At 39.6% G+C, this 20561-nt stretch carries 15 protein-coding genes; 5 read left to right on the top strand and 10 right to left on the bottom strand.

Annotated features, from left to right (window positions below; translation table 11 throughout):
- The 10 genes from GQ598_RS10350 to parE all read right to left on the bottom strand — a co-directional run.
- A partial coding sequence (locus tag GQ598_RS10350) for a GTP-binding protein (protein WP_010312103.1) occupies nucleotides 1-85 on the bottom strand: 85 nt, incomplete at its 3' end.
- A 68-nt stretch (nucleotides 86-153) separates the two neighbouring features.
- Complete coding sequence (gene fusA, locus GQ598_RS10345) at nucleotides 154-2256, bottom strand: elongation factor G (RefSeq protein ID WP_160404048.1); 2103 nt, start codon at nucleotides 2254-2256, stop codon at nucleotides 154-156.
- Between the two features lie 114 nt (nucleotides 2257-2370).
- Nucleotides 2371-2841: a 30S ribosomal protein S7 gene (gene rpsG, locus GQ598_RS10340; RefSeq protein WP_034915550.1), complete on the bottom strand. Its 471-nt coding sequence runs from the start codon at nucleotides 2839-2841 to the stop codon at nucleotides 2371-2373.
- 99 nt (nucleotides 2842-2940) lie between these two features.
- A complete protein-coding gene (gene rpsL / locus GQ598_RS10335; RefSeq protein ID WP_034883792.1) occupies nucleotides 2941-3315 on the bottom strand; it encodes a 30S ribosomal protein S12 in 375 nt (124 codons plus the stop codon).
- A 295-nt stretch (nucleotides 3316-3610) separates the two neighbouring features.
- Nucleotides 3611-4921, bottom strand: a complete 1311-nt coding sequence (locus GQ598_RS10330; protein WP_160404047.1) for an NCS2 family permease — start codon at nucleotides 4919-4921, stop codon at nucleotides 3611-3613.
- Nucleotides 4922-5120: 199 nt separating this feature from the next.
- Complete coding sequence (locus tag GQ598_RS10325) at nucleotides 5121-6695, bottom strand: TerC family protein (RefSeq protein ID WP_160404046.1); 1575 nt, start codon at nucleotides 6693-6695, stop codon at nucleotides 5121-5123.
- A 142-nt stretch (nucleotides 6696-6837) separates the two neighbouring features.
- Nucleotides 6838-8283 carry a TrkH family potassium uptake protein gene (locus tag GQ598_RS10320; protein ID WP_160404050.1) on the bottom strand — a complete coding sequence of 482 codons (1446 nt, stop codon included), beginning with the start codon at nucleotides 8281-8283 and terminating at the stop codon, nucleotides 6838-6840.
- A 14-nt stretch (nucleotides 8284-8297) separates the two neighbouring features.
- Nucleotides 8298-9143, bottom strand: a complete 846-nt coding sequence (gene djlA / locus GQ598_RS10315; protein ID WP_091350667.1) for a co-chaperone DjlA — start codon at nucleotides 9141-9143, stop codon at nucleotides 8298-8300.
- 1 nt (nucleotide 9144) lies between these two features.
- Nucleotides 9145-11373, bottom strand: a complete 2229-nt coding sequence (gene parC, locus GQ598_RS10310; protein WP_160404045.1) for a DNA topoisomerase IV subunit A — start codon at nucleotides 11371-11373, stop codon at nucleotides 9145-9147.
- A gap of 27 nt (nucleotides 11374-11400) precedes the next feature.
- Complete coding sequence (parE, locus tag GQ598_RS10305; protein WP_160404044.1) at nucleotides 11401-13290, bottom strand: DNA topoisomerase IV subunit B; 1890 nt, start codon at nucleotides 13288-13290, stop codon at nucleotides 11401-11403.
- A 203-nt stretch (nucleotides 13291-13493) separates the two neighbouring features.
- On the opposite strand from parE, the gene GQ598_RS10300 reads away from it, so the two are divergent.
- The 5 genes from GQ598_RS10300 to GQ598_RS10280 form a co-directional block, all read left to right on the top strand.
- Nucleotides 13494-15941, top strand: coding sequence for a DMSO/selenate family reductase complex A subunit (locus GQ598_RS10300; RefSeq protein ID WP_160404043.1), 2448 nt, complete (start codon nucleotides 13494-13496; stop codon nucleotides 15939-15941).
- Between the two features lie 30 nt (nucleotides 15942-15971).
- Nucleotides 15972-16586: a DMSO/selenate family reductase complex B subunit gene (locus GQ598_RS10295; RefSeq protein ID WP_160404042.1), complete on the top strand. Its 615-nt coding sequence runs from the start codon at nucleotides 15972-15974 to the stop codon at nucleotides 16584-16586.
- Nucleotides 16587-16708: 122 nt separating this feature from the next.
- Nucleotides 16709-17290 (top strand): molecular chaperone, encoded by a 582-nt coding sequence (locus GQ598_RS10290; protein WP_202112754.1) that lies wholly within the window; start codon nucleotides 16709-16711, stop codon nucleotides 17288-17290.
- Between the two features lie 112 nt (nucleotides 17291-17402).
- Nucleotides 17403-18230, top strand: a complete 828-nt coding sequence (gene ubiA, locus GQ598_RS10285) for a 4-hydroxybenzoate octaprenyltransferase (protein WP_160404041.1) — start codon at nucleotides 17403-17405, stop codon at nucleotides 18228-18230.
- Nucleotides 18231-18956: 726 nt separating this feature from the next.
- A partial coding sequence (locus tag GQ598_RS10280) for a hypothetical protein (RefSeq protein WP_160404040.1) occupies nucleotides 18957-20561 on the top strand: 1605 nt, incomplete at its 3' end.

Raw genomic sequence — 20561 nt, 5'->3', positions numbered from 1 at the left:
TTAAAGTTGTTTTACCATGGTCAACGTGGCCGATTGTACCAACGTTAACGTGGGGTTTTGTACGTTCAAATTTTTCTTTAGACATCTTAATGTTCCTTTATTAAATCACTTCCCTTAATTCATTAAGGGAAGCGTTACTTTATTTAGATAAAATTATTTTGCTTTACGAGCTTCAATAATTGCGGTTGCAATATTTGTTGGTGCTTCATTGTACTTCAAGAACTCCATTGAGTAAGAAGCACGACCTTGAGTTTGTGAACGAAGGTCTGTTGCATAACCAAACATTTCTGAAAGTGGAACTTGTGCTTTAACTGTTTTACCAGTTGCAGTATCTTCCATTCCTTCGATCATACCGCGACGACGGTTTAAGTCACCGATAACATCACCCATATAATCTTCTGGAGTTTCAACTTCTACTTTCATAATCGGTTCTAAAAGCACAGGTTTAGCTTTCATGAAGCCATCTTTAAATGCCATTGAACCGGCAATTTTAAATGCCATTTCTGATGAGTCAACATCATGGTAAGAACCATCATAGATAGTGACTTCAACATCAACAATTGGGTAACCAGCAAGAACACCGTTTTTCATTTGTTCTTGACAGCCTTTATCAACTGCAGGGATGTATTCTTTAGGAACCACACCACCAACGATTTCATTGTTGAATTTGTAGCCTTCGCCACCCGCTTCCAATGGTTTGATTTTTAACCATACATGACCATATTGACCACGACCACCAGACTGACGAACAAATTTACCTTCTTGTTCTACTTCATTGCGAATTGTTTCACGGTAAGCAACTTGTGGTTTACCAACATTTGCTTCCACTTTAAATTCACGTTTCATACGGTCAACGATGATTTCTAAGTGAAGCTCACCCATACCAGAAATAATGGTTTGACCTGATTCTTCATCGGTGTGAACACGGAATGAAGGGTCTTCTTGTGCTAGTCGACCTAAAGCAAGACCCATTTTTTCTTGGTCAGCTTTGGTTTTTGGTTCAACAGCAACCGAAATTACTGGCTCTGGGAATTCCATTCTTTCAAGAATGATTGGTGCACTTTCAGCACAAAGCGTATCACCTGTAGTTACATCTTTAAGACCGATTGCTGCAGCGATGTCACCAGCGCGAACTTCTTTAATTTCTTCACGTTTGTTAGCGTGCATCTGAACGATACGACCAAAACGTTCTTTTTTATCTTTAACAGAGTTAAGAACAGTGTCACCAGAGTTAACCACACCAGAGTAAACACGGAAGAATGTTAAGTTACCCACAAATGGGTCAGTTGCGATTTTGAACGCTAATGATGAGAATGGTTCGTCATCACTTGAGTGACGTTCTGCCGCTTCACCATTTTGTAATTCACCTTTGATTGCAGGTACATCAGTTGGTGCTGGTAAATATTCAATAACTGCATCAAGCATGAATTGAACACCTTTATTTTTAAAGGCACTACCACAAGTTACTAAGATGATTTCGTTAGCAAGTACGCGTTCACGTAATGCTGCTTTCACTTCTTCTTCAGTTAACTCTTCACCACCAAGGTATTTTTCCATTAACTCTTCACTTGCTTCAGCCGCAGTTTCAATTAAGAAAGAACGCCATTCTTCAACTTGGTCAACCATTTCGGCTGGTACATCTTCATAAGTGAATGTTACACCTTGATCAGCATCATTCCAGTTGATTGCTTTACGTTTAAGTAAATCAACAACACCAGTGAATCCTTCTTCTGCACCGATTGGTAAAACTAAAGGAACAGGTACTGCTGCTAAACGAGTTTTGATTTGATCAACAACACGTAAGAAGTTAGCACCCATACGGTCCATTTTGTTGACAAATGCGATACGTGGAACTTTATATTTGTTTGCTTGACGCCATACAGTTTCAGATTGAGGTTGAACACCACCAACTGCACAGTAAACCATTACCGCACCATCAAGAACACGCATAGAACGTTCAACTTCGATTGTAAAGTCAACGTGTCCCGGGGTGTCGATGATGTTGATACGGTGTGGTTCAAATTGTTGACCCATACCAGACCAGAATGCAGTTGTTGCAGCAGAAGTGATAGTGATACCACGTTCTTGTTCTTGTTCCATCCAGTCCATGGTAGCTGCGCCATCATGAACTTCACCAATTTTGTGACTAACACCAGTATAAAACAAAATACGTTCAGTCGTTGTTGTTTTACCTGCGTCAATATGTGCACTGATACCGATATTACGGTAGCGTGCTATAGGGGTTGTACGAGCCATATTAATCCTCTGTTTAGAATCGTTTGCTTAATAAAACATCATTTTGGTTGACTGATAGCAGATAAGGGCTATCAGTCCTAATTCAAGTCACTTATATAAGTATAAGTGCGAATATTACCAACGATAGTGTGCAAACGCTCTATTAGCTTCAGCCATACGATGAACATCTTCGCGTTTTTTCACAGCGGTACCTTTGTTTTCAAAAGCATCCATAAGTTCATTCGCTAGGCGTAAAGCCATTGATTTATCGCCACGTTTACGTGCAGCATCTACAATCCAACGCATTGCAAGTGCATTACGACGAACTGGACGCACTTCAACTGGAACTTGGTATGTAGAACCACCAACGCGACGAGACTTAACTTCTACAGTTGGTCTTACGTTATCTAATGCAACTTCGAAAGCTGCTAAGTGGTCTTTTCCACTACGCTCAGCTAATTTATCAAGAGCTGAATATACGATTGATTCTGCGATAGATTTTTTACCATCTATCATTAAAATATTTACAAATTTCGCCAGTAACTCTGAACCGAACTTCGGATCAGGAAGAATTTTTCTTTGACCGACAACATGACGACGTGGCATTGGAATACTCCGTTTATATGTTATAAATTTTCAGGTTTACCCAAAACTCAAATGAGTTAAATGGAATTATATAGTTTGGCCTTACTTAACGGAGTTCCATTAAGCTTTAGGTCGTTTAACACCGTATTTAGAACGGCTTTGTTTGCGATCTTTAACACCTGCGCAGTCTAATGCACCACGAACAGTGTGATAACGAACACCCGGTAAGTCTTTAACACGACCACCACGGATTAAAATTACGCTATGTTCTTGTAGGTTATGACCTTCACCACCGATATAAGAAGTCACTTCAAAACCGTTAGTTAAACGTACACGACATACTTTACGTAATGCTGAGTTTGGTTTTTTCGGTGTAGTTGTGTAAACACGAGTACAAACACCGCGTTTTTGCGGGCATGCTTCAAGGGCAGGAACGTTACTTTTTGCTTCCTTTAGTGCTCTTGGTTTGCGTACCAGCTGATTAATTGTTGCCATTAATAAGCTCCTGATTAATTAAAATAAATTTAAAATTGCTTTTTAGATACGTAATTAATAACTGTAGACCAAAACCTATTTTATATAAGTTTTGGGTCGCAAGATTCTAGACCCCAGAAGAGATAATGTCAAGTTTTTGCGATCATTAAGTGCTTGATCTTGAGTTTAATTATTACGGAATTATGACGATGTTTTTATGAGATAGGATAGAGTAATTTTAGGGGGAAATGGGTATTTGTATTTATCGTATTGATATATTGCCCCCTACCATGAGTAGCAGTAGGGGGAAATGTGATTAGTGATGATCAATAAAGATAAATTTTAAAGCAAAAAGTACGGCAAAAATAATCACACATAGGTTTAGTTGTTTAAATTTACCCGTAAAGGCTTTTAGTACTACATAAGAGATAAAACCAAGGGCAACGCCTTCAGTAATAGCAAAAGCAAAAGGCATCATGATTGCAGTAATAAAGGCCGGTGTTGCTTCGGTTAAATCAGACCAGTTAACTTTAACTAAGCTTGAAACCATTAAAATCCCAACAAAAATAAGTGCGCCTGATGTTGCATAAGTAGGTACTAAATGCGCTAGTGGTGATAAAAATGTCACTATTAAAAATAATATACCTACAACAACCGCAGTTAACCCGGTACGTCCACCTACTGAAATACCTGCAGAACTTTCGATATAGGTTAACACTGATGATGTGCCAAATAATCCACCTAAAGAAGAGCTAAAGCTATCAATTAATAGTGCTTGACGCATTTTGGGGAATCGACCTTTTTCGTCACTAATTCCAGCTTTATCGGTTAATGCTAAAATGGTGCCTGATGAGTCGAATAGGCTGACAATCATTATTGAAAAAATAACGCCCATAATACCGATATTAAGTGAGCCAGCTAGATCAACATGACCAACAACACTGGTAACACTTGGTGGCATAGATACAATACCTTGGTAACTGATATTAGGATCGAGCCATAGTGCTAATAAAGTTACAACTAAAATCGAAATTAATACTGCCGCATGAAAGTTACGAGCCGCTAAAATAATAATAATGAAAAAACCAAGCGAACCCAATAGCACTTTAAGCGATAAGATATTGCCCATGGTTAGTAGTGTCGCAGGTGAGGCAACCACAATACCCATGTTTTGAAATCCCATAAAAGCAATAAATAGCCCGATACCCGCACTAATACCTACACGTAAGCATTGTGGAATATGTTCAATTAACCAATGACGGACTTTAAATAGTGACAACGCAAAAAAGACTAATGACCCCCAAAATATGGCGCCCATACCGACTTGCCAAGAGTAGCCCATTGCACCACAGACGCCATAAGCAAAGAAGACGTTCAGCCCCATGGCCGGTGCAAGTGCTATTGGTAAGTTAGCAAATAAGCCCATTAAAATCGTTGCCAATGCAGTAATTACACAAGTTAGTACAAATACCGCAGATTTATCCATACCGGTTGCTGATAGAATCGATGGATTAACAAAGATGATATAGACCATTGTGAGGAAGGTGGTACATCCTGCAATAATTTCAGTACCAGCGGTTGTTTTTTTTTCTTTCAATTGAAACAGTTTTTCGAATATTGAATGCATAAGTTAAAGCCTAATTTTGGTTAATAGAATTAATGAGTGTTACCTATTTTTTACCAAAAGAAAGGTAAAAATAAAAAATAGAAAAGATGAAGAACTAGGCTCTACATCTTCAAATAAACAGAAATTTTATTACGCTATTATTGCTAGTTATTTATTTTGGTCAAGCGCTATTGTAATTAATATAGCGCTTAGGAATAAACTACGTTGAAGCGAACTCCTGCTTGTTTAGCACAATTTTTACTTTCAAAATTCTGTGGCTTTCTATTTCTGCCACTTCAAATAAATAATCGCCGATTTGTAAGGTTTCACCAACATTAAGTAAATGCTGAGCTTTTTCCATTAATAGCCCTGCTAGGGTGTGATACTCACGTTTATCATCAATGGGAATGGGTACAAAACGGATAAGTTCTTCAACTGGAATATAGCCATTAGCGATCCAGCTGTTATCATCTAGGCATTGAATATCGTGTTTGGCGTCAATTTCTTCTTCTTCGGTCGGGAAGTCACCGGCAATGGTTTCAATAATATCTGTCACCGAAACAACCCCTTGCATTGAGCCAAATTCGTCTACTACGAAAGCAAAATGGGTTTTAGCTTTTTTAAATTGATCTAATGCAACTAGTAACGATATGGTCTCAGGGAAGATCAGCGGTTGTTTGATAAGCGAGTGAATATCAATGGGCTCTTTACTTTGTAGTATATCTTTTAATAGATCATTAACTTGGATGATTCCTAGTGGTTCATCAATTGAAACATTATCGGTAACGACTAAACGTGAATGAGGATTTTCAAAAATCTCTTTAATAATAACCTCACGATCATCATTGATATTGACCATATCAACGTCAAGTCGAGATGTCATTATACTGCTGACTGAACGTTGGGCTAGCCCTAGTACTCGTTCAACCATACTTAATTCTTGATGATTAAACACTGATACTTTTTTATTTTCATCAGATATGACATCGATGGTGTTAGTATCAGAATCTTCTTCGGCATCACCTTTAAGTAAGTGTAAAATGGCTTCGGCGGTACGTTCGCGTAATGGCTTTTTATTTAAGGCTTTGCGACGATTAAAAATAGCCAGTTGATTGAAAAACTCAATCATAATTGAGAAGCCAATAGCCGCGTATAAATAGCCTTTTGGAATCATAAAATCAAACCCTTCGGCAACAAGGCTAAAACCGATCATCAATAAAAAACTTAAACAAAGAATGACAATGGTTGGATGAGCATTGACAAAATTAGCCAGGGGTTTACTTGCAACCATCATAATGGCAATGGCAATACACACGGCAATAATCATCACAGGAATATGTTCAACCATTCCTACCGCAGTGATCACTGAATCAAGCGAAAACACGGCATCAAGTACAACTATTTGTGCCACAACAGTCCAAAAGTGAGAGGTTTTTTTGGGTTTACCGTCTTCTTGTGATGCACCTTCAAGACGTTCGTTGAGCTCCATGGTGGCTTTAAATAATAAAAATATCCCACCGATTAACATAATCAGTTGGCGTGCATTAAAGCTGATTCCAGATATCGTAAATAGTGGTGTGGTGAGTGTAACTAACCAACCTGTGAACATTAGTAGCAATATTCGCGTAATTAATGCGAAAGCAAGGCCTGTAATGCGCGCTTTATCTCGTTGGTTGGGAGGAAGTTTCTCGGCAAGGATGGCAATAAAAACAATGTTATCAATACCAAGGACGATTTCAAGTACAACCAGAGTGGATAAACCAATCCAGATTGTAGGATCCATGATCCATTCCATATGTCAGGTGATTACCTCTAATAAATACAGCACATGCTGTGTTGTAATTCTGTCTGTAATTAACTAAATAATCAATAAAATATTTATAAAAATTGTGTATTTTGTAAAAAACTATCAGTTAATTATATGTTTTAATATAAAATCAACTCCGCCAAAAAGTTGGCGTAAATAAAACCAGTAAGGTAAATATTTCTAATCGGCCAAATAACATATCGACAACCATGACCCATTTAACAACGTCACTTACGCTAGCAAAATTATCGCTTACATTGCCAAGCCCGACGCCTAAGTTATTGAGTGATGAAGCAACAATATAAAATGAATCAGTAGCATCAATGCCAGTTGCCATAATAATAAACAAGCTGACTAAAAAGACTAACGCATAGGCAGAAAAGAATCCCCAAACAGCTTCAATAATACGTTCTGAAACAACACGGTTGTTTAATTTTAATGTATAAATCGCATTCGGATGAATAAGGCGTTTTAATTCACGCGATCCCTGCATAAATAGAAGCAAAACTCGCACCACTTTTAAACCGCCGCCAGTTGAACCAGCACAACCACCAATAAATGATGCGCATAGTAAAAAAATGGGTAATGATGATGGCCATGTATTGATATCATCTACGGTAAAACCAACAGTTGCAGAGATAGATACAACTTGTAGTACTATTTTATCTATGCTGAGTTTTCGTTCTGGTTGGTAAACATAAATGCCAAATGTACAAATGATAATTAAAATGGCTAAAATAAAAATAAAGGTTCTAAACTCTTGATCTCGCCAGAAAACCTTAATTGAAAATCCACTTAATGCGGCAAAATGTAGTGCAAAGTTACAACCCGATAAGACTAAAAAGAGGGTGATAATGTAGTTGATTGCGGGGCTATTAAAGTAAGCAAGATTATCATCGTGAGTTGAAAATCCACCCATTGAAATGGTTGAAAAACTATGTGAAATCGCATCAAAAACATTCATACCTGCAAACCATAAGCAGATCGCACAAAGAGTAGTAAGAAAAATATAAATTGACCAGAGTGTTTTTGCCGTTTCGGCAATGCGTGGGCGCATTTTGCTGTCTTTTTGTGGACCGGGGATTTCAGCCCGATAAAGTTGCATACCCCCAACGCCTAATAATGGCAAGATGGCGACAGCAAGTACGATAATACCCATACCACCAAGCCATTGCAGTAATTGACGATAAAACAGTAAAGCCTTAGGAAGGTGTTCTAATTTTACAATCGTGGTAGCACCCGTTGTGGTTAGGCTTGAAAATGATTCGAAAAATGCGGTAGTTAAATTTAAATTAATGTGGGTATCAAAAATAAAAGGGAAAGCACCGATTGTACCTAAAACAACCCAAAATAGCACAACAATAAAGAAGCCTTCGCGAGTGGTTAGCTCATGGCGTTGATGGCGATTAGGAAGCCATAAAAGACATCCTAAAATTAGCGCAGCAAAAAACGAACGCACAAAAATTGCCCCCGCGCCGTCGCGATAAATTAATGCTACAAGTGCAGGTAATAGCATAAATGTCGATAGCAGGGCAATTAATAGTCCAACAATTCTAATGATTGAGCGCCAATGCATCATAGTATTAGTCTCTACTTAAATCCACGTGATGCTTTGATAAGATCATAGGCAGCTTGGATTTCTTGTGCTCGTTTTTTTGCGGCTTCCAGCATCTCTTTTGGTAGACCTTTTGATACTAGCTTATCTGGATGGTGTTCGTTCATTAATTTTCGATAAGCTCTTTTGATTTCTGAGATCTCCGCAGACGAGTCTATACCCAAAATTTTGTAAGCATTTTGCAGATCTGCTTGTGTTGATCGGCCTTGATATCCACCATAATGATTGCTACGTTGATATTGATCTCGCTGATTTTGTTGGTTGTGATAACCATTCTGACGAAAATGGTAGCTACCCATCATCATTTGAATATATATTGCCATTTGTTGACGTGGAATATTAAATTCTTCAGCCACAACAAAAAGAATTTGTTGCTCTTTTTCATCTAAAATGCCATCAACTAATGCCGCTTGGATCAGTTGTTCACAAAAAATATTTAACACATTTCGTCGGTAACGATATTGTGCATATAGTTCCGCTAAACGAGAACGGAGCGGGTAATCACTTGCTTTGCCTCGATTAAATGAGTCTTGTGCTAGTTTTCGACTATTTCGATCCAGTTGTAATCTGTCCATGAATTGGCTAGCAAGATTAATATCATCTTGAGTGACAACACCTTTTGCTTTACTTAAATGACCAAGGACTTCAAAAACAACCGTTAAGTAAAGTTCTGGGTTTGCTTTGGTTTTTTGTTCGGTCAATTTATTGCAAAATGCTTGGTAAAGCATTGGACCAATAAATAGTCCAAGTATAAACCCCCATCCTGTTTTTAATACACTGCTTAAAACAAAGCCTGTAATTATCGCCCAAATAAAAGACATATTATTCGTTCACCTCAATTTGATCTATCTTTTGCAAACCTCGTGGTAATGAAGTGCCTTTACGTGCTCGTTCTGCTTTAAATTTTTGTAAATCAGCAGGATGTAGCGTAAGTTTGCGTTTACCAACATATAAAGTTACCGCTGTTTCTGGGGTAATTAGCATCATATAAGAAAGACTATCATCTGTACCAGCAAGCGATACAATTTTATTCCCTTTACCTTTGGCAAGTTCAGGTAAATCTTTGACAGGGAAGATGAGCATTCGACCAGCTTTAGTGATCGATAACAATAAGCTATCTTCTGATGGAATTTCAATTGGTGCTAGGATTTTTGCTTCTTTAGGTAAATTGATAATCGCCTTACCATTGCGGTTACGAGCAATTAAATCACTAAATTGACAAATAAATCCATACCCTGCACTTGAAGCCAGCAAGAATTTTTGATTATCATTTTGCGACATCAAAACATGTTCAACCGTTGCGCCCGCAGGTAGTGCTAATTTACCGGTTAATGGCTCTCCTTGGCTTCGGGCAGATGGTAGGGTATTAGGCTCTATAGCATAACTACGGCCTGTTGAGTCGATAAAGATAACGGGCTGATTGCTTTTTCCTTTTGCGGCAGCTTTAAAGCTATCACCCGCTTTATAGCTTAAACCGGTAGCATCAATATCATGACCTTTAGCTGTTCTAACCCAGCCCATTTCAGACAAAATCACGGTAACAGGTTCTGATGGTGTTAACTCTTGTTCACTAATGGCTTTAGCTTCACTACGTTCAACGATCGGAGAACGACGCTCATCACCATATTTTTCAGCGTCTTCTTGTAGCTCTTTTTTTATTAAATTACTCAGTTTTTTCGGTGAAGATAATAATGCTTGCAAGTGATCGCGCTCTTTTGCAAGCTCACTTTGTTCACCTTTAATGCGCATTTCTTCAAGTTTGGCTAAATGACGGAGTTTTAACTCTAAAATTGCTTCGGCTTGAATATCGGTTAATGCAAAACGGCTGATTAACTCCTGCTTAGGTTCATCTTCATTACGTATAATATCAATAACTTCATCGATATTTAAAAATGCAATTAATAAACCATCAAGGATGTGCAGTCGTTTTAATATTTTATCTAATCGATAATTTAAGCGGCGCGTGACGGTGTTTTTGCGATATTCTAGCCACTCGGTTAGAATTTCGACTAATCCTTTTACTGATGGGCGATTATCCAGCCCGATCATATTCATATTGACGCGATAGCTTTTTTCGAGATCGGTTGTTGCAAATAAATGATTCATGACTTGCTCTAAATCGACTCGATTTGAACGCGGCACAATCACCAAACGAGTTGGATTTTCGTGATCAGACTCATCACGTAAATCTTCAATTAAAGGCAGTTTTTTAGCGCGCATTTGTGAAGCGATTTGCTCTAAAATTTTAGCACCTGAAACTTGATGAGGAAGGTCGGTGATGACAATGTCACCGTCTTCTTTTTTCCATACGGCACGCATACGAATAGATCCACGACCTGTTTTGTAGATTTTTTCGATATCGTCACGAGGTGTGATAATTTCAGCCTCGGTAGGGAAGTCAGGCCCTTGTATGTGAGCCATTACTTCGCTTAATGTCGCGTTTGGGTTATCAGCAAGCATAATTGCCGCATTTGCCACTTCACGGATATTATGGGGTGGAATATCTGTTGCCATACCAACCGCAATCCCCGTTGTACCATTTAATAAAATATTTGGCAGTCTGGCTGGTAGCATTTTAGGCTCTTGCAACGTACCATCAAAGTTTGGCGTATAATCAACCGTACCTTGCCCTAATTCACCTAATAATAATTCAGCATATTTTGATAAGCGTGATTCAGTATAACGCATAGCAGCAAATGATTTAGGATCATCCGGCGCCCCCCAGTTACCTTGCCCATCAACTAAAGGGTAACGATAAGAAAATGGCTGAGCCATCAACACCATAGCTTCGTAACAGGCGCTATCACCATGAGGATGATATTTACCAAGTACATCACCCACGGTACGGGCTGATTTTTTGAATTTAGCTTGAGCATTAAGCCCTAATTCTGACATAGCATAAACAATGCGCCGTTGCACAGGCTTTAAGCCATCACCAATAAATGGTAGCGCACGATCCATAATGACATACATTGAGTAGTTTAAATAGGCACTTTCAGTAAAGGTGCGTAGTGATTGGACTTCTACTCCATCATGAGTTATCTCACTCATTATTGTTCCTCTAAATCATTCTGTTGGTTAGACATCAAGTTCAACTTGATCGCCTTTTTCTTGTAGCCATTCGCGGCGATCTTCTGAGCGTTTTTTAGCAAGTAGCATATCCATCAGTGCCATCGTTTGTTCGGCATCATCAAGGGATAACTGCACTAAACGGCGAGTATTAGGATCCATTGTTGTTTCACGCAGTTGCAATGGATTCATTTCGCCTAGACCTTTAAAGCGTTGTACATTCGGTTTGCCTTTTTTACGTTTTAGCTGTTCTAAAATGCCTTCTTTTTCTTCTTCATCTAGGGCGTAATGCACCTCTTTACCTAAATCGATACGATAAAGCGGGGGCATTGCAACAAACACATGTCCATGCTCAACCATCGCACGAAAGTGACGAACAAATAACGCACAAAGTAAAGTGGCAATATGTAGTCCATCAGAATCGGCATCGGCTAAAATACAGATCTTACCATAACGTAATTGGCTCAAATCATCACTATCCGGATCGATACCGATAGCAACCGAAATATCATGAATTTCTTGTGATCCAAGCACCTCGTCAGATGACACTTCCCAAGTATTTAAAATCTTACCTTTAAGTGGCATGATGGCTTGAAATTCACGGTCTCGAGCCTGTTTAGCTGAACCGCCAGCCGAGTCCCCTTCCACTAAAAAAAGCTCAGTACGGCTTAAATCTTGTGATGAGCAATCAGCCAGCTTACCCGGTAGTGCAGGACCACTGGTTAGTTTTTTACGGATGACTTTTTTTGAGGCTTTTAAGCGTTTTTGCGCGCTTGAAATCACCATTTCGGCCAGTAATTCGGCTAATTGAACATGTTGATTTAACCAAAGGCTAAATGCATCTTTCACAATTGCCGACACAAATGCCGCACTCTGGCGTGATGATAATCGCTCTTTGGTTTGACCTGCAAATTGTGGCTCTTGCATTTTGACTGAAATAACATAAGCACAGCGTTCCCAAATATCATCAGCCGTTAATTTTAAGCCACGCGGCAACAAATTACGAAACTCACAAAACTCACGCATGGCATCTAACAAGCCTTGACGTAAACCATTAACATGTGTACCACCTTGAATTGTTGGAATTAAATTAACGTAACTTTCGGTTAATAGCTCACCGCCTTCTGGCATCCAAAGTAACGCCCATTCAACCGCTTCGGTTTCGCCAATGTGGCTACCAGTAAACGGGATTTCGGGTAGTAGTGAATAACCACTTACCGACTCCATCAAATAGTCTTTTAATCCATCTTGATAGCACCAGCGTTGTTCGGTATTGTTGATTTTATCTTTAAAGGTAATTTCAAGACCGGGACAAAGAACCGCTTTGGCTTTAAGTAGATGTGACAAGCGAGGCACTGAAAATCGAGGTGAATCAAAATATTTTTCGTCTGGCCAAAAATGCACTTTGGTACCCGTATTACGGCGCCCACATGTACCAGTGATGTGTAAATCTTCGACTTTGTTGCCATTTTCAAAGGCCATTTCGTACACTTGTCCATCACGATGAACAGTGACTTCAACACGTTTTGATAACGCATTTACTACCGAAATACCCACACCATGCAAACCGCCAGAGAACTGGTAATTCTTGTTCGAAAACTTACCCCCTGCATGCAAACGGCAAAGCAATAGCTCAATTGCAGGCACGCCTTCTTCTGGGTGAATATCAACAGGCATGCCGCGCCCATCGTCAATTACTTCAAGTGAGTTATCTTCATAAAGTGTCACCTTAATTTGACGAGCATGGCCAGCAATAGCTTCATCGACACTATTATCAATGACTTCTTGGCCCAAATGGTTTGGGCGAGTAGTATCGGTGTACATACCTGGACGGTGACGAACAGGATCAAGTCCTTTTAAAACTTCAATATCAACGGCATTATAAGTAGATTGCGACATAGTTTTTCTATCTATTCGAATAAATGACAGTTATTATACCAACCTTTGCACAATAAGACCAAGGTCAATGGCGCCGGCGTTTAAGTTAAACTCATAAATCCAACTTATCGTATTGGTTAGAAAAGATAATTTACTTTTTAAGATTTTTTATCGTAATTTTAGTACGATGATAAGAAAATCCCGTATAAAAATAAGGGAATTAAATGAGCAAGTCAAAAGATACAAATATAATAAGTCAGGGTGATTTTTTACAAAAATCGTCAACTATTGACGGTGTAGCAGCATTAATCAGCAATATGCAATTACCTTTTGCCTATATAGAGCCTGATAGCGATGTTAATAATAAAACCTTTGTTAACCCCACTGATAAAGAACAGATTTATTATAGTGCTTGTTTAGTTAACTGCGGTAGCCGTTGTCCTTTAAAGGTTCATGTAAAAAACGATATTATCACTAAAATATCTTCAGAAGATGGCATTAATGACCCGATTTTTGGACAACACCAAATTCGCCCATGTTTACGTGGACGTTCCGTTCGTTGGCGCACTTACGATCCAGATCGCTTAAAATACCCAATGTTAAGAATAGGCAAACGTGGCGAAGGCAAATTTAAACGCATTTCGTGGAGCGAGGCGATTGATTTATTAGCTGAAAAGCTCAAACATACGATTGATAACTATGGTAACGAAGCGATTTATTATCAATATGGATCGGGCACGACTGGTGCTAACATTTCTGGGCGCAATGCGTGTAAGCGTTTCTTAAGCTGCATTGGTGGCTTTCTTAATTATCATGGTGACTATTCAAGTGGGCAGATTTCGGCCATTCGACCTTATATTTATGGTAATGCTAAGGAGTCATTGCTTGATCAAATCAAGCACTCTGATTTAGTTGTCATGTTTGGACATAACATTGCTGAAACCCGAATGTCAGGTGGTGGACAAGTTACCGAGCTTTTTCATGCATTAGAACAAAGCAAAGCACGGGTGATTATTATTGACCCACGTCGAAGTGAAAGTGTGGTGGCTTATCATGCTGATTGGATTCCGATTATTCCCGGAACTGACGCGGCGCTTGTTGCGGCAATAGGATATGCATTACTTGAACAAGATCGTATTGATGATGCCATGCTTAGCCAATATTGTGTTGGTTGGAATGCCGATACTCTACCAGACAGTGCCCCCCCTTTTAGCGATTATAAATCCTATATTTTAGGATTAGGTAATGACAGAACACCTAAAACACCTGAATGGGCGGCTAAAAAAACAGGCATTCCAGCCGAGCAGATCCGCAAACTGGCTATGGATATTGTGAATGCAAAAGCGGCTTGGATATCGCAAGGTTATGGTGTACAGCGTTGGCAAAATGGTGAACATACTGCTCGGGCAATTATGTTATTGCCAATTATCACTGGTCAATTTGGTAAACCGGGTACCAACATTGGCACATGGGGGGGAAGTATAACTTATCCTGTTCCAAGTTTAAGTATCCCCAACCCTATAAAAACCAGTATTCCTTTCTTTTTGTGGACAAAAGCAATTGACGATCCGTTAAGCTTAACGGCAAAAAATGCCTATTTACGTGGCAAAGATAAATTAGATGTTGGCATCAAATTTATCTGGAATTACGCCGGTAATGTTATTGGCAACCAGCATTCTGATCTGAATCGTACTCATCAAATCCTACAGGATGAGTCTAAATGTGAATTTATTCTTGTTTGGGATACGCATATGACCGCATCGGCAAAATATGCGGACTTAGTTCTGCCCGATGTCTCATCGGTTGAAAGTAACGATTTGATTAATAACTCTTACTCATCGGGTGCTTATCACTACATCATCCGCATGCAACGGGCAATAAAACCACTTTGGGAAAACCGTCCAGCTTATGAGGTATTAACGCAATTATCTGAAAAAATGGGTATAAAAGACAAATTCACTGAAGGGCGAACGCAAGAAGATTGGATAGCTTATTGCTATGAAAAACTGCGTAAAAGCCAATCTCATTTACCGCCTTTTGCTAATACTGATGGTATGGGCGTTATTGATCGTAAGCTGGCTGATAGCGATACGCAAATTGGGTTAAAAGCTTTTCGAGACGATCCAATTAAAAACCCATTAAACACCCCATCAGGAAAAATAGAAATCTATTCAGAAGCATTAGCCACCATCGCCAACGAATGGGAACTTGCTCCAGACGATGTCCTTTATCCTATTCCAGCCTACCTACCCGCAATTGAAGGCAGTGAAGATAAACCCAAACGCAAAAAATACCCGCTACAACTGATTGGCTTTCATACCAAAGGGCAATGCCATTCCAGTTACAGTAATTTACCACAACTGCGCGAAGCGGTTGTTAACAGTATTTGGATTAATCCATTTGATGCCGAGCAAAGACAAATAAAACATGGTCAGTTAGTTGAGGTTTACAATGATCGAGGTCGGCTCCGTATTCCAGCTAAAGTCACACCAAGGATATTACCGGGTGTGATTGCTATTCCGCAAGGAATGTGGGCAAAAACTAATGCGGCCGGGATTGATATTGGCGGTTGTATTAATCGCTTAACATCATTGCGTCCAACGGTGCTTGCAAAAGCCAATCCACAACATACTAATCTGGTTGAAGTCAAACCATTATTGACTATGTGTTGAGTATCATAAATTAAAGAACGGATAATAAAAATGCAATATGGATTTTATATTGACTCTTCAAAATGCACCGGTTGCAAAACCTGCCAAATCAGTTGTAAAGATGAAAAAGATAATGCATTAGGCGTTAATTTTCGCCGTGTTTATGAGTATGGCGGAGGTACTTGGCAGCAAGTTGATGGTATGTGGCAAAACGATACTTTTACCTACTATTTATCCATATCATGTAATCATTGCCAAGAGCCTGCTTGTGTACAAGGTTGCCCAACGGGAGCAATGCATAAACGCTCACAAGATGGTTTAGTGGTTGTTAATCAAGATATTTGTATTGGTTGCCGACGTTGTGAAACCCATTGTCCTTATGGCGCACCGCAATTTGATCATCAAAAACAGGTTATGTCAAAATGTGATGGTTGTTATGAACGTGTTGAACAAGGACTCAAACCTGTTTGTGTCGACTCCTGTCCGCAAAGAGCTTTAGACTTTGACGAAATCGAAAAACTTCGCCAGCGACATGGCAATGAGCGGAACATTGCTCCACTACCAAACGAAAATCTAACTAAACCCAACATTGTTATCAAACCCCATCCCCAAGCGAAAGTCTCGGGCGATACATTGGGGAAAATACTCAACCCCGAAGAGGTCTAACGTGCACAAATTACCACTGTTTTTTTACCGTATTTGGGCGGTTATCTACTGGTATGATTAGGAAGGCTATTTTATTTAATGGCATCCCAAATCAGTACTATTTATAGTTAGGTAGCGATTTAATGAAAAATAATGAAGCAATGCATCTAGATAAACTTACATCCACCATTTTGGCAAAATTATTTGGTGCCTTTTTTTATTATCCACCTGATCACCAAACGGTTAAATCGCTCATTGATACTTTATTTCAGCTTGAGCATATTGTTGATTGGCAAAATGCCGTGCTTATTGGTGAACAGTGCCAAATAATCGCTACTCAAATCAACAACCCAGAACTTAATTACCAATTTTCACTATTATTTGAAGGGCAGGGTGCTATGTCCGCTCCTCCTTGGGGATCGGTCTATTTAGATCAAGAGCAGCTATTAATGGGCGAATCACAAGAACGCTATCGCCAATTCTTACAACAACAAGGTTTAACACTTAATACCGGCATCAACGAACCCGAAGACCAATTTGGATTAATGCTAATGGCCTATGCCATATTGCAAGAAAAGAACAATCCCAAAGCTGCAAAACAGTTAATGGATGAACACTTATTGATTTGGTCTTCAGCCTATTTAAAAAAGTTAAAGCAAAATGAGATAAGCCCATTTTATCGAGCATTAGCTGTGATTGTGGAACAGTATTTATTCATGATCTAACTTTTTCCCTTATTGTGCTTTGTCTTACCACCTTTGCAGAGGATAGTGTACATTGCAGCTTTTAAGTAACAAGGTATAATCCACCTATTATTTCAAATAGCAAAAAACATTTATGTTAGCTTATATACAACTAATGCGGTTAGACAAACCCATCGGCACCTTACTACTACTTTGGCCAACGCTTTGGGCGATATGGTTGACAGGTGAGCCCTATACCTATATTACCCTCATTTTTATTTTAGGGGTATTTACCATGCGAGCAGCAGGGTGTGTTGTCAACGATTATGCCGATCGCCATTTTGATGCACACGTCGAACGCACAAAAAACCGCCCACTCGCGCGGGGTGCATTGACCGAAAAAAATGCACTATGGACCTTATTTACTCTATTACTCATTGCGCTTTGCCTATTGCTCATCTTAAATAAACTATCATGGCTTATTGCAATCATAGCCTTATTAACAGCAATGATTTACCCCTTTATGAAGCGCTACACGCACTTACCGCAAGTCACATTAGGCATTGCCTTTAGCTGGGGTATTCCTATGGCATATGCCGCCATTATAGAGCAATTCCCCCTCACATGTTGGTTACTTTGCTTGGCTAATATTTGTTGGACAATTGCTTATGATACGGAATATGCGATGGTGGATCGTAACGACGATATCAAAATAGGCATAAAATCCACCGCCATTTTATTTGGGCAGTACGATAAGTTAATTATAGGGGTATTGCAGGCGTTTACCATGATTGGCCTATTGATGGTTGGCGTCATCAACCAATTGTCGTTGGTTTTTTATATTGCTTTGCTTGTTGTTGTTATGATATTTATTTACCAACAATGGTTAATAAAAAATCGAGATCGGAAACGTTGTTTTCGAGCTTTTTTAAATAATAATTATGTTGGGATTGTTGTGTTTTTGGGGTTGTTTTTTTGTTAAAAAATCTCTTAAAAAACGTGACCAAAAAACTTCAATAAAATCAATGTCTTTCCTGACTGATTTTTGAGCGGGAAATCAGGCCTTTTTTGTTTTGGTGAATAGAATAAATTAGGTGCGCAGGTTTCGGACGTTTTGGCCTTTGGTGGACAAAATAGCTATCGTGACCACGTCCGAGCAAAGGGAATTAAAGCGAATTCCCTTTGCAATCCCACGCTTTGGCTGCAGAATATGGCCTGCGGCTACCCTCCGCCGCCGCTCGGTCTTAACGCACCGGCTATGATTCGCTCCCGGCGAAGCATAGCCTCGCCAAACATCCCTGTTTGGCGTGCTGACCTCGCTCTGTTGTCGGCACATTCTGACGCCGGAATAAGACAAACAACATAATCTTAGGTGTTTTTGGGTGAGTTTTTTTGTTAAAAAACAACGCAATTACCACCCAAAAATCGGTCAGAAAAGGTATTGATTTTATTGAAGTTTTTATTTGTTGGTTTTTAACCAAAAACCAACAGCAAAAGTCGTCCTCAGTAACCCGCCAACGTAGGTTGACTCATCCTTTAACAAAACTTTACAAATTTTTAACAAAAAAGCTAGCGAATTATTACTCAGGCGGTTATAATTTAAGCGCTTTCAAAGCAAGGGAGTGCTCATTAGTCGAGCAGTCAGTTATAAAAAATTCAAATAAAACAAAAAATTACTTGACAGGATGATCGAAATGCGCTATCATACTTGGCATCTGGCATCTGGCATCTGGCCTGCCAAACCTATGCTCAAAATCTTTTTCAATTTCACCGTAGTCTAAAACAGACACAGTTCTTATTTTCATCAGCGAGGTCATTTCGCGTAGCGAAATGGACGCCGTCATCGCGGTCTTTTCAGGCGATGTTTTCGGCGGGTACTTCGACAACCTCTTCGGCAAAATTATCATCGATATCCAAGTGGTTATTAGGGCCGCCATTGCTATCCAAACCTCCATTATGGTTTAGATCTTCATTGTTATTTAAATCGGCATTGTTCTTCGCGCTGTTGTTCTTGTTGTCGTATTCACAGGGTTCTGTGGCATTAACGGCCCAGACATCAAGGGTAATAGAGGGTAGTGCGCCATATTTAACATTTGATGGGGGACAGACAAAGGCAACCAATACAGACACCTTCTTGGCAATTGAGTTGCCAGATGGAAGACGTATTACTCAGTCAGCTAACACATCAAGTGCTACTAATCCGATAAGGTTACCTAGTGGTAATTATACATTTAATGATATACACACGGTGGTTCCCGCATCGGTCCCATTGGTAAATGGTGAGTATGCAATAGATATAAATAATTTGGTTAGCCAGGGGAAGTGGGGAGATGATGATGGGGATGGTCAGGGTGCTAATGGTGTTACTGCATCAGGGCGTATAGATTTAACAATAAGGGATAAAAATGGCACTACCGTTAGTCGTAGTGATACATTAAGTCTATGTAAAGCGCCTTATAAGTTAACTTTAAGTAGTACAGGGGGGACTTTAGAGACTCGTTATGGTGTGCCAAGAGGTAGTCGATTTTACGGAGGGACGGCGGAGTATTATATCACTTTGTCGTCACAGCCGGTTATTTGTTCGGTCAGGCCGAATTTGTACTTAGGTGGTACTGGTAATAATGTTTCTTTCCCTTGGGGTGGTGTCCGTGACGATTCCAAATACGCCGGCCCATCTAACATATGGAGTCCTACAAAGGGCTTTTTGGTTCAGTCAACAAGTCCATCGTCTTACGACTTAAACTTTCCAACTACAGGTTCAGATGGATTGTATTTTGATTTGGATGTTGGTGGGGTAGATGCAAGTCAGTTGAGTTGGACAGTTAATACAAGTGGTCGTTTAAGGGCAACGGTGAGTTGGACAAGGCCGCGTTCTGGTACATTCATAGACCCACGAGGAAATACAGTACAAGCCGATGTCTGGATTAGAGATAAATCCAGTTATGTAACACGGGTAACGTTGCATGGTCCTAGGGCAAGTAGTTCTCAGATAAGTTCAAGTAGTCCTGGTCGGCTTACTCCGTCGCTATCTTTGCCACAGAGATTTGAGTTGGTCGGTAGGGATAGTCATGGTAATGAGGTTCGTTATGGATTTGTGTTGAGGCAGTGGTTCGTCCATCGGGGTAGTAAATCTGCTCGCCAGTCAGACCAAATATCTTGGTGTAATAGTTTGGGTTATCGTCTTGCTAGGGTAAGGGATTTAACCAATGCAGTCAGAACTGGTAGTTCTCCTATTTCTGGCGCAGTACCTAGTTCATCAGGCAATTGGTATCAGCGTCACATAGGTGCAGGTTTTTTCACGGAGTGGGGCTAC

Origin of the sequence: Gilliamella sp. Pas-s95 (assembly GCF_009795795.1) — a bacterium.
GTDB classification, from domain to species: domain Bacteria; phylum Pseudomonadota; class Gammaproteobacteria; order Enterobacterales; family Orbaceae; genus Gilliamella; species Gilliamella bombicola.
This window is presented reverse-complemented; position numbering and strand designations above follow the sequence as displayed.

What these genes read in the sequence shown, in the direction of transcription:
- fusA (WP_160404048.1), bottom strand. Translation starts at nt 2,256, where the DNA reads ATGGCTCGTACAACCCCTATAGCACGCTACCGTAATATCGGTATCAGT.
- rpsG (WP_034915550.1), bottom strand. Translation starts at nt 2,841, where the DNA reads ATGCCACGTCGTCATGTTGTCGGTCAAAGAAAAATTCTTCCTGATCCG.
- rpsL (WP_034883792.1), bottom strand. Translation starts at nt 3,315, where the DNA reads ATGGCAACAATTAATCAGCTGGTACGCAAACCAAGAGCACTAAAGGAA.
- GQ598_RS10330 (WP_160404047.1), bottom strand. Translation starts at nt 4,921, where the DNA reads ATGCATTCAATATTCGAAAAACTGTTTCAATTGAAAGAAAAAAAAACA.
- GQ598_RS10325 (WP_160404046.1), bottom strand. Translation starts at nt 6,695, where the DNA reads ATGGAATGGATCATGGATCCTACAATCTGGATTGGTTTATCCACTCTG.
- GQ598_RS10320 (WP_160404050.1), bottom strand. Translation starts at nt 8,283, where the DNA reads ATGCATTGGCGCTCAATCATTAGAATTGTTGGACTATTAATTGCCCTG.
- djlA (WP_091350667.1), bottom strand. Translation starts at nt 9,143, where the DNA reads ATGTCTTTTATTTGGGCGATAATTACAGGCTTTGTTTTAAGCAGTGTA.
- parC (WP_160404045.1), bottom strand. Translation starts at nt 11,373, where the DNA reads ATGAGTGAGATAACTCATGATGGAGTAGAAGTCCAATCACTACGCACC.
- parE (WP_160404044.1), bottom strand. Translation starts at nt 13,290, where the DNA reads ATGTCGCAATCTACTTATAATGCCGTTGATATTGAAGTTTTAAAAGGA.
- GQ598_RS10300 (WP_160404043.1), top strand. Translation starts at nt 13,494, where the DNA reads ATGAGCAAGTCAAAAGATACAAATATAATAAGTCAGGGTGATTTTTTA.
- GQ598_RS10295 (WP_160404042.1), top strand. Translation starts at nt 15,972, where the DNA reads ATGCAATATGGATTTTATATTGACTCTTCAAAATGCACCGGTTGCAAA.
- GQ598_RS10290 (WP_202112754.1), top strand. Translation starts at nt 16,709, where the DNA reads ATGAAAAATAATGAAGCAATGCATCTAGATAAACTTACATCCACCATT.
- ubiA (WP_160404041.1), top strand. Translation starts at nt 17,403, where the DNA reads ATGTTAGCTTATATACAACTAATGCGGTTAGACAAACCCATCGGCACC.